The sequence below is a fragment of the Mesobacillus sp. genome (genome assembly GCF_047739415.1).
In the GTDB taxonomy this organism is placed as follows: domain Bacteria; phylum Bacillota; class Bacilli; order Bacillales; family Cytobacillaceae; genus Mesobacillus.
This window is the reverse complement of record NZ_JBIQOE010000044.1, coordinates 40,212-49,969: the sequence shown is the minus strand read 5'-3', so window position 1 is coordinate 49,969 and position 9,758 is coordinate 40,212. Positions and strand designations below refer to the sequence as shown.

Sequence of the window (9,758 nt, the reverse complement as noted above, 5' to 3'; positions counted from 1 at the left end):
TCAAATCCAAAACTCCTCCACCTTACTAAAATGATGGAGGAGTTTTCTATTGGTAAATAGCTTGGCGACGTATGGTAAAAACTTTGGCGTAAAGTGGTAAAAAAGATGGCGTAAGTGGTAAATTCCTTTGGCCGTAATCACTTAATTTCCTCGATACTTCGCATAACCGCGTCATCAATCCCTTCATGTGTTCCACAATGGCTGCAAACGAATTCCTTTTTTTCAATTTTATCCAAAATCTGATGACACTCTTCACACATAAGCCCTTTCGCCAATTGTTCATATTCGTACTTTGGAACTCGCTTATAAGGGGAGTCGGTTTGGTGCAATTGTAAAAGCTTTTCTGCAATTTTTCTGTGAAGGGTTGTCAGGTTGGAATGTTTCTTGTTTAGATTTTTCATATAACGATTTAATTGGCTCGGGAAGATGATGGGTGCATCCATAGGGGACTGGTATAGAGTAAATTCAGGGTTGATGAAGACGACGGAGGATTCAATCACAAGGCGAAAGCCTAAGCTTTCAAATAGTTGTCGAAGCAGGGAGATACTCCGTTTTAATTGAAGCAGGGGATCTTTGATCTCACTTCCGTTGATTTTTTTGAGGCGTTCACCTTCGTAGTAGTAGTCACCTACGTAGTACTTAACTTCGAACACTAGAATTGCATCTTGAATGATGACAAGAGAATCAATCTGGAAGGTTGTGCCTCCTACTTCTAGGAGCAGGTCATTCAGTGTCAGATGTTCAATTTCAAGGCTTTCCATCCATATGTCAAACTTGATTTCTCCTTCAAATCCTTTCCTGAGACTAAAGTGCCGTTGTTTCTCTTTCTCAGTAAATTCCATCCGTGGTGCTAACCAATCCAACATTTTTAACTCATTTGATTTGACTCGTTTTTTTAATATCATACTCCACATCCTTTCTCCTCCATTTTTAAGCAAAAGAGAATAAATTGCCAGTGAACATTTTGAGGCAAAAAAGCCTGCCGAACATCAGCCGGCAGGCACAACACTATTTCTCCACCACCGGCAATACAATCGATGACGGATATTTTGAGTTCGTCAAAATCGTTGCGACTCCACCGAGCTGATTGAGCAGCTGGGGTGCAGGTGACATGGAGTGCGGAAAGTCACTTGGCCCGATGGCAACGCGGAGTCTGTGGCCTTCTTTGATGACGAAGTTGCTAGGGAAAATCTCGACGTCCAGCTCCATAACTTCATATGGTTTAACTTCCTGAACCGCTGTCCTCGTAAATGGGTGCCATGGCTGGATGTTCTCTCCATCGAGGAAGCGGCTCTTGCTGTCGTCGACTGCCCGATGCGAGGCGGCTAGCCAGCCTGCGGTAATCTCGCGAGAAGTCCCATCCGGTGCGACATCGGTTACACGCACAGACAATACAAGTTCACGCACGGTTGTTTTAGCGAAAATTTCAGCGGCGATCGGCCCGGAAACACGCAAGTCTGAATTCACTGGTGACGTCGTATAGGTGAGCTCGCCCAATTCAGTCAGCCGGTTATCCTTCGTACATGGCAGGGCATCTGGAATCCCGGCCATCCACTGGTTGGTGCTGCCTGAGCAGATGCCGTTCAGCGGCTGCTGGAGCATTGTGCGCGAGGGCTCCGCAAAGGAAGGGGACTCCTTGGTCAGCAAATTCCCGCTGCGGAGGTAAAACTTTTCAGCTGCTGCCTCCTGATGCGGCCAGCCTGGCTGGACCTCGAAACGATCCTCACCGAGCACATACTGAGTGACATCCGGAATTTTATTGATGTTTGTGTTGATTCCCATCAAATATTGGTCAAACCATCGTAACGCAAGCTGGTCAAGGGCAGGGACATTATCAGCAGGCAAGCCGCTGCCATAGTTTCCGTGCGTCCAGTTGCCCATCAGCAGCTTTGTTTGTACGCCATTCGCTTTTAATTTTTCATAAAGAAGCGGGGTGCCGCGCTGGAAAAGGTCATGAAGTCCGCCGGTGAAAAATGCCGGTACTTTAATTTGATCGGCAACCGCCAGTGGGGAACGCAGCTGTGCGGCTGGTCCATCATAGGCGAAGTCGCCGCCTGTAATCGCAGAGCTTAGGGTGCTGACTGGAAAGCCGAGCAATTGTCCAGTATGGTTTAACAAAACCGTCGTGCCCATGATTGGTTCTGACAGAGTGTAGGAAGGCGGGAGCAAGCCGCTGCCTGTCACAAGTCCAAGCCAGAGCGGGATGAATCCTGTGTTGACCATTCCTCCAGACATAAGAATGTCGCGGTACATATCACCCATCGGCACGATCGGAAAAATGGCTTCCAGTCCTTCTGGCTGCTGGGCTGCGGTTAATAGCTGGTTGATGGCCCGGTAGGAGGAGCCGTATAAACCAACCTTGCCATTGCTCCATGGCTGGCTTGCTGCCCATTCGACAATTTCCTTGCCATCGCGCTGTTCTGCCTCACCAAAGGAATCCCATGCACCCTGTGAGGCGCCCGTTCCTCGGACATCGACTACAACATGGGCGTAGCCGCGCTTAATAAAATACTCATTCAGATTCTCAGTGCTGCTAACGTTCTTGTTATACGGAGTTTGTGTGAGGATGACAGGGAACGGTCCCTGGCCATCAGGGAGGTGCACATCCGCGGCTAGAATAACGCCATCTCTCATCGTGATGAAAACATCTTTTTCTGTAGTAAAGTTTGAATACTGTTCTGGGCGGTCATAGATTGTGTCTTCCCATTCATGAGCTGAAGCGGAAGCCTGGGAAGAACCAAGCCCTGAGAACAGGCTGAAGATAAGTAAAAAAGCAAGTGAAATATTGAATGATTTCATCAGCAAGCCTCCTGTAAAGGTTTTAATTTAATCTTATGGAAATCACCAGGACACTTATATACGATAAATGTCGTGTTATTAAAATCACCGAAAATAAAACAGTGTGATCCACCAGGGGATCACACTGTTAAAATTCTATTCGTCCGCTTCTTCACTCTGCCTGTTGGTCTGTTCAGGCAGGGTATCCCAGAAGCTAGTATCCATTGTTTCGATAGAGTCATCAGCAATCGCTCTGACTGTAGCATCCAAAGTGGTGATGGTCTGCTTGATCAGATAACCGTTGCTCTTCTGTCCTAATGCATACGGCTCATAGTAATGATCGGACATGCCGCGCATTTCGAATAATAGAGTCGAAATGTCATAGCGGACAGCCGCTCCGTTTCGGCCGATGTTTGCACCTTCACCGCCGCGGTATTTGCCGATATGGCCCCAGCCAGTATCCTCAAGCGCATTGTATACGACTGCTCTAAGCTTCTTCGAGCCTTCAAGTACCTCCGGCTTCACATTTTCATTTGTAGGGTAAAGAATCGAGCCGGAAACGAGTTCACCTTCTGTTTCGCTAAGTGTACCCTGGTGATGAAGGTCGATCATGTAATCGATATCATATTTTTGAAAAACATTCTCATGAAGCGCGCGTGCCTCTGGTTCCATCTCGCTCGTATCTTTGTCATGCTCCCGGTTAAGGTCAACTTCGTTTGCATTGTAGCGGGTAAGGTGGCGGTCGCCATCAGCATGATAATCTTCAAGCGAGAAGTCAACATCCCCCATTGCTCCGTCCGCATTCAGCATTGGAATCACAAGGATGTTCACATTATCGAGGACTCCACTTGTTTTGCCAGTGCCTAAGTGTTTGATAAATTCAAGCGCACCCTCAGTTGTCAGCTGCTCGTTCCCATGCTGCTGTGTCAGGAACAATACGGTTGGATTTTCCGGATTGGATATATACTTAGCCATGTGAATATCGCGGCCTTTAACGGTCTGGCCGATCACTTCCAATTCCATTGCCTCTTGTTTGGCATCCTGAGTCTTCAGGTAATCTACTAAACTTTCATATGTATACAAAATCGAAGTTTGTACGGAACCATTTCCGGCACTCGGACCATTCCCGACTGCACCTGCAGGCAGAGCCACCGCTGTCACCGCGCCAAGAGCCATCATGCCTGATAAAGAAACGGAAAGAACCTTCTTTTTCAATTTCATCGTCATTCCTCCTATGAACTAGATTCACCATAAATATTACTGAATTTTTAAAAAACGTTTAATAGAGTATGATGCCTATTTTTCAGACAAATTTCGAGCCTCGAAATAAGTAAAAATGATAGAGTTTAAAAGTGTGATAACGGGGTTTGATAGGTAAAAAGTAATTAGTTAGGATGACTTTACAGAAATCGCTATAATAAGAGTAACTAGAACTGAGTAAGGAGACACAGTGATGGCAGCAATCTTAATTGTGGACGATGATCTCAATATTTTATTTTTGGTAAAAAGCCAGCTTCAGGCAGCAGGACATGTTGTATACCAGGCTCAGGATGGAACCGGGGCTTTGAAAACGCTGAATGAAACTGTCATCGATTTGGCGGTAGTGGATGTGATGATGCCGGGAATGGACGGATATGAGCTGACAAAGCAAATCAGGGAAATGCACGATATTCCGGTGATCATGCTGACGGCGAAGGGGCAGATTGAGGACAAAGAGCAGGGATTCCTTTCCGGCACGGATGACTATATCGTAAAGCCATTTGACCCGAAGGAGCTGATTTTCAGGATCAATGCATTATTCCGGCGCTACCAGAAGCGGAGCAATATGCTGATCACAATCGGCAATGTGACGATCAATCAGCAAAACTTCGAGGTGCAGGTGGATGATAGGACACTCATTTTGCCATTGAAGGAGTTTGAGCTTCTATCTTACCTGGCAGCGAAGCCAAACCAGGTGTTTACGAGAAACCAGCTGATCGAAGAAATCTGGGGCCTTGATTTTTCAGGAGATGAACGAACCCTGAATGTCCATATCAAAAGGCTCAGGGACCGGTTCTCTGAGCTGACCGATGACTTCACGATTAAGACGATCCGAGGCGTCGGCTATTTGGTCGAGGTACAAAGCAAATGAAATCCATCTATTCAAAATTTGTGATAGCGACGATAGCCATTATCCTGATTAGCACGCTGCTTGGATTTTTGATAGCCAATACCTACTACCATCAGCTGGTGAAGCCATTGAATGACGAGAAAAATATCAGTGTGGCGCAGAATCTTTCAAGCTACATTGAGAGCCAGGAAAATATCATGCTTGAAGACTATCTCGAAAGTGCAGCATCAATGGGCTATCAAATATATACAGTCAATGCCGGCGGATACGAACAGTATTTTGGCGCTCCTTTCAAAAGCCAAAACCTTCAGCAGGATGCCGTAGATTCGGTTCTGAGCGGGGAAATCTACCACGGCATGAGGGAGTTCCCGATGGAAACGTTCGTCACTGGCTTTTTCGCCAATGAGCTCCGGAATACGGTAGGTGTTCCATTTACCTATGAAAATGAACGATATGCGCTATTCATCAGACCTGACATCAAGCTGCTGTTCAGTGAAGTCCATGTGCTGATGGGCTGGATGATCTTGATTATGTTCATCATCTCTGTGATTCTTGTGCTGATTGCTTCGAAGTATCTTGTAAAGCCGATCACAAAGCTGACATCCGCAACAAAAGAGATCCAGACGGGAAATTTTGATATCAAGCTGGACATCAGCCGGCAGGATGAACTTGGTGTCCTGGCTAGAAGCTTCGAGGAAATGGGTTTGAGGCTCAGCCAGCTTGACCAGATGAGGAGAGAATTCGTCTCGAATGTATCTCATGACTTCCAATCACCGTTACTGAACATCCAGGGCTACACCCAGCTGCTGGGCAAAGAGGATTTGAAGCAGGAAGAAAAGGCGCATTATATCCAGGTCATCCAGCAGGAAACCAACCGGCTATCTTTGCTGACAAAGCAGCTGCTTTTGCTGACCTCCCTGGAAAAAGAAGAGTTCATCTTCAAGCCAGCTACTTTTAATTTAGGCACCCAAATGAAGGAGCTCATCCAAAAATATGTATGGCAGCTGGATGAGAAGGGGATTGCCCTCACCTTTCATTTGCCGGACGTCATCTTCCGTGGCGATGGAAACCTTCTTCATAATGCCTGGGAGAATCTTTTGACAAACGCAATCAAATACAATAAAGAAAACGGAGAGATTGAAATCTCCCTCCATGAGGAAACTGACCGGGTGAAAATCATCTTTAAGGACACCGGCATCGGTATGTCCCCGGAAGAGGTCGAGCGGATATTCGATCGTTTTTACCGTGCCGATCCGTCGAGATCAAAGGAAATCGAGGGCACCGGTCTTGGTTTGTCCATCGTAGACAGGATCATAAAATTGCACGATGGAAGTATTACCGTAACCAGCGAGCCTGGTAAAGGTTCAGAATTTGTTGTGATGCTGCCTGAAAATAGCATGCCTCCTCATTTGTAATATCCAGTTCACCTTCTGTTCACTTTCGATTCTTATAATGAGAATCGTAAGTAATTACAGAAGGTTTTTTTATGGAGGAGGAGTTTTTATGAAGGGGAGAAATTTGGCGCTGCTGCGATTTTCAGCAGTGTTTTCAGTAATCGGCGCGGTGCTTGGCGCTCATATGGCGGGTGCGGGTTCATATGCGTTCCGGCCAATCCATGCCCATATCCTGGTTGTCGGGTGGCTGACGTTGTTTGCCTGGGCAGTTTATTATGAGGTATTCACCATCACGTCGAAAAAATTGGCGTCGTGGCATACATGGACAGCGATCATTGGCACGACAGGATTGACAGCTGGTATGTGGGTCCATAACCTGAAGCCGTTTGATTTACCAGAGGCTTTTTCACTCGTCCTATATATTGGCGGAGGGGTGACATTGCTTGTCAGCTTTATCCTCTTCCTGGTGTCGACATTTTTTATCGAAAGACGTTAAAGAGGGGGAGAGGGAAGAATGAAGTGGGCTAGGAATTTAACGGCTTTTTCGGGCAGCCAAAAGGGCTCGAAAGGAATCGTGGCCATCTGGATAGTTGCTGCAATGTTGCTTGGCTGGCTTGCACCAAGCGCGAGTGATTATGCAACAAGCGTAAATGAGTCGGGTCTTCCTGAGGATTCCGTTTCGTTAAAAGCGGATGAAAAAATCCAAGAGTATTTTCCTGAAGACAAAGGAACTCCCGCACTGCTCGTTTTTAATAAAAAGGGAGAGTTCACCGAGGCTGATTTTGCGATCATTGACCAGGTGAGCAAAAAGCTGACAGAGGCAGAGCTTAAGGGTGTAAAGGCGGTGGTGCCGTTCCATCAGATGCCACCGCAGGCAAAAGCATCGTTTTTATCAGAAAACAATACGACACTCATTTTGCCAGTATCATTGAAAGAAAATCTCGAACGCAGCACAATCAATGACAATATTAAAAAGATTGGGCAGCTTGCCAAAAAAGAGTTGAAAGGCCAGGAGGAGGTCAAGCTGGCCATTACCGGTCCTGCGGGGATTGTCGCCGATATGATCGGCATATTCGCCCGGGCGGATATCGTGCTTTTGCTGGGCACAGTCGGATTGATTTTTATCCTGTTAATCCTGATTTACCGTTCACCGCTGTTGGCGTTGGTCCCATTATTGGGAGCAGGACTTGTCTATGAAGTGGTCAATAAAAGTATTGGGCTATTCGGATCGGCGGGGATGGAAATTGAGACACAGTCGACCTCGATCATGTCGATCCTGTTGTTTGCGGCACTGACCGATTATTCGCTTTTCATTGTGGCGCGTTTCAAAGAAGAACTGAAAAAGGTAGAAAACAAATATATCGCGATGAAGCGAGCGATGGAGGAAGTCACCGAACCGATTCTTTTCAGCGGCGGGACCGTACTCGCGGCCATGCTTGTGTTGTTCGCCGCCATTTATGAGCCATATCGCAATTTCGCGCCGGTTTTCTCGATTGCATTAGTGCTGATTCTCCTTGGCGGATTGACGTTGCTGCCGGCTTTATATGTGCTGTTTGGCAGGAAAGCGTTCTGGCCGTCACTTCCTAAAGTGGACGACCAGGCACCTGCTAAAGCGGCCATCTGGTCCAGGCTCGGAAATATGGTAGTGAAAAATCCAGTAAAGAGCGGTGTCTTCGTGATCATCCCGCTGGTGGCCATCGCCTTGAACACTCTCAATATCACTTATTCATTCAACCTCATCAAATCTTTTCCTGATGATATCCAGTCAAGGCAAGGGTATGAAATCCTGGAGCAAAACTTCTCGCCGGGGGAACTGGCACCGACAACATTGATTGTTGAAAGTGAAGGTGAACTAGGAAAAGAAGAGCTGCAAGCTTTAAGGGGAGAGTTGCTCGAGATTGATGGAGTTGAACAAGTGAATCATGATTTCGCCATGCAGGCTGATTCTTATTTTTCCGATGATAGAAATGCAGCAAAGCTGGAGATTGTTTTTGCCGGTAATCCTTATGACCAGAAGACCTTCAATCAGTTGAATGAACTCCAAAATCAAGGAGAAGAGTTGAAGAAAGTGGCTGGCCTTGAAGGAGCAAACTTCTACTATGCTGGCGAAACCGCGAAACAGGCAGAAATCCGCGATGTCAATGATCGTGATACATGGGTGGTCGTCCTGTTAACGACTGTCGTAATCATGGTCTTGCTTGGTATGCAGACAAAATCCCTGGTTGCCCCAATCTATATGATGGCAACGATTATTCTGTCCTATTTTACAGCGCTGGGAGCCGGCTTCTTCATATTCGACCAGTTCTTCGGCTATTCTGAAATCAGTTACCGGATTCCGTTATATACGTTCATCTTCCTGGTGGCACTTGGAGTGGATTATAACATCATGCTCATTTCGAGGATAAAAGAGGAAGCAAGGAACCAACCGATCAAAGAAGCGATCAGTCTGGGTTTATCCCATACAGGTGGAGTCATTTCATCCGCGGGGGTCATTCTTGCCGCAACATTCGCCGTCCTGATCACCCAGCCGATCATGGAGCTGTTCATGTTCGGTTTCACCGTCGCGATCGGTGTCTTGATTGATACATTCCTGATTCGAACAATTCTAGTACCAGCGATTATGGTCAAGCTGGGCAAATACAGCCTTTGGCCTCAAAAAGTAAAATAAACACCAAAAAAGCGTGCTCACTGTGGCACGCTTTTCTGATGAAACATTAATTTCTTTCTAGTTCTTCCTCGAAATAAAATGTGCTTGGGTATTCTTTCACAGTGTATGAATATCTTTTCATGTTTTTCACGTATTGGGATTTCATGATTGTCACTGTTTCGCCGGTTTCTTTGATATTGACCGATTGACCTGTTTTATAAAGGTTGCTTGCGCTTTTCAATTAGCCACGCCCTTTCATGTTCTCTTAATTATATCACATTTTCTGATTCACTTTTATTAATCCATTATGGGCTTTTGGAGGATTATTTATAAAATCCTGTTTTTGGGAAATCCCTTAATACTTGCACTAACCTTTCAATTCTGTTATTCTTAGGAAGAATTATTTTTGTTCGGTATGCAAGGAAAGAACATGCACTGCTTGATTCGCCTGGATATCACTGAGACAAGAATAGTAACAAATTGTGTGGATATCACACTAGGAGGCAACAAAAATGGAAAACGGTAAAGTAAAATGGTTTAACGCAGAAAAAGGTTTCGGATTCATCGAACGTGAAGGTGGAGAAGACGTATTCGTACACTTCTCAGCTATCCAAGGCGAAGGCTTCAAGACTCTTGAAGAAGGCCAAGAAGTTTCTTTCGACGTTGAGCAAGGCGCTCGTGGACCACAAGCAGCTAACGTTACAAAACTATAATAACGGTTTAGCCCATACAAACAAGCTCTGAGTCATCAGAGCTTGTTTTTTTATACCTATATTTTTTGAAATTAAAAAAACCCCACTCCAATTGAGTGGGGTATAATGCGGTAAAG

The 9,758-nt window shown here is 45.9% G+C and carries 9 protein-coding genes; 5 read left to right on the top strand and 4 right to left on the bottom strand.

The window, feature by feature from the left end; genetic code table 11:
• Nucleotides 1-137: 137 nt before the first annotated feature.
• The 3 genes from ACH0QE_RS04295 to ACH0QE_RS04285 all read right to left on the bottom strand — a co-directional run bounded on the left by ACH0QE_RS04295 (nt 138) and on the right by ACH0QE_RS04285 (nt 3,999).
• A complete protein-coding gene (locus ACH0QE_RS04295; protein WP_415799458.1) occupies nt 138-914 on the bottom strand; it encodes a nuclease-related domain-containing protein in 777 nt (258 codons plus the stop codon).
• 94 nt (nt 915-1,008) lie between these two features.
• Nucleotides 1,009-2,799 (bottom strand): CocE/NonD family hydrolase, encoded by a 1,791-nt coding sequence (locus ACH0QE_RS04290; RefSeq protein WP_415799457.1) that lies wholly within the window; start codon nt 2,797-2,799, stop codon nt 1,009-1,011.
• 135 nt (nt 2,800-2,934) lie between these two features.
• Nucleotides 2,935-3,999 carry a M14 family zinc carboxypeptidase gene (locus tag ACH0QE_RS04285; RefSeq protein WP_415799456.1) on the bottom strand — a complete coding sequence of 355 codons (1,065 nt, stop codon included), beginning with the start codon at nt 3,997-3,999 and terminating at the stop codon, nt 2,935-2,937.
• Between the two features lie 232 nt (nt 4,000-4,231).
• On the opposite strand from ACH0QE_RS04285, the gene ACH0QE_RS04280 reads away from it, so the two are divergent.
• The 4 genes from ACH0QE_RS04280 to ACH0QE_RS04265 all read left to right on the top strand — a co-directional run bounded on the left by ACH0QE_RS04280 (nt 4,232) and on the right by ACH0QE_RS04265 (nt 8,950).
• Nucleotides 4,232-4,909 carry a response regulator transcription factor gene (locus ACH0QE_RS04280; protein WP_415799455.1) on the top strand — a complete coding sequence of 226 codons (678 nt, stop codon included), beginning with the start codon at nt 4,232-4,234 and terminating at the stop codon, nt 4,907-4,909.
• On the top strand, nt 4,906-6,303 hold the full coding sequence (locus ACH0QE_RS04275; protein WP_415799454.1) for a sensor histidine kinase: 1,398 nt from the start codon (nt 4,906-4,908) through the stop codon (nt 6,301-6,303). Before ACH0QE_RS04280 ends, ACH0QE_RS04275 begins: the two co-directional genes overlap by 4 nt.
• 88 nt (nt 6,304-6,391) lie before the next feature.
• Nucleotides 6,392-6,778 carry a hypothetical protein gene (locus ACH0QE_RS04270; protein WP_415799453.1) on the top strand — a complete coding sequence of 129 codons (387 nt, stop codon included), beginning with the start codon at nt 6,392-6,394 and terminating at the stop codon, nt 6,776-6,778.
• Nucleotides 6,779-6,796: 18 nt separating this feature from the next.
• The gene (locus tag ACH0QE_RS04265) at nt 6,797-8,950 is read left to right on the top strand and encodes an MMPL family transporter (RefSeq protein WP_415799452.1); all 2,154 of its coding nucleotides are present in this window, start codon (nt 6,797-6,799) and stop codon (nt 8,948-8,950) included.
• A gap of 46 nt (nt 8,951-8,996) precedes the next feature.
• Here ACH0QE_RS04265 and ACH0QE_RS04260 read toward each other — a convergent pair whose 3' ends face one another.
• A complete protein-coding gene (locus ACH0QE_RS04260; RefSeq protein ID WP_226607175.1) occupies nt 8,997-9,170 on the bottom strand; it encodes a hypothetical protein in 174 nt (57 codons plus the stop codon).
• A 271-nt stretch (nt 9,171-9,441) separates the two neighbouring features.
• Here ACH0QE_RS04260 and ACH0QE_RS04255 point away from each other — a divergent pair, with 271 nt between their 5' ends.
• Nucleotides 9,442-9,642, top strand: coding sequence for a cold-shock protein (locus ACH0QE_RS04255; protein WP_023626356.1), 201 nt, complete (start codon nt 9,442-9,444; stop codon nt 9,640-9,642).
• The last annotated feature ends 116 nt before the right edge of the window (nt 9,643-9,758 follow it).

What these genes read in the sequence shown, in the direction of transcription:
- ACH0QE_RS04295 (WP_415799458.1), bottom strand. Translation starts at nt 914, where the DNA reads ATGTGGAGTATGATATTAAAAAAACGAGTCAAATCAAATGAGTTAAAA.
- ACH0QE_RS04290 (WP_415799457.1), bottom strand. Translation starts at nt 2,799, where the DNA reads ATGAAATCATTCAATATTTCACTTGCTTTTTTACTTATCTTCAGCCTG.
- ACH0QE_RS04285 (WP_415799456.1), bottom strand. Translation starts at nt 3,999, where the DNA reads ATGAAATTGAAAAAGAAGGTTCTTTCCGTTTCTTTATCAGGCATGATG.
- ACH0QE_RS04280 (WP_415799455.1), top strand. Translation starts at nt 4,232, where the DNA reads ATGGCAGCAATCTTAATTGTGGACGATGATCTCAATATTTTATTTTTG.
- ACH0QE_RS04275 (WP_415799454.1), top strand. Translation starts at nt 4,906, where the DNA reads ATGAAATCCATCTATTCAAAATTTGTGATAGCGACGATAGCCATTATC.
- ACH0QE_RS04270 (WP_415799453.1), top strand. Translation starts at nt 6,392, where the DNA reads ATGAAGGGGAGAAATTTGGCGCTGCTGCGATTTTCAGCAGTGTTTTCA.
- ACH0QE_RS04265 (WP_415799452.1), top strand. Translation starts at nt 6,797, where the DNA reads ATGAAGTGGGCTAGGAATTTAACGGCTTTTTCGGGCAGCCAAAAGGGC.
- ACH0QE_RS04255 (WP_023626356.1), top strand. Translation starts at nt 9,442, where the DNA reads ATGGAAAACGGTAAAGTAAAATGGTTTAACGCAGAAAAAGGTTTCGGA.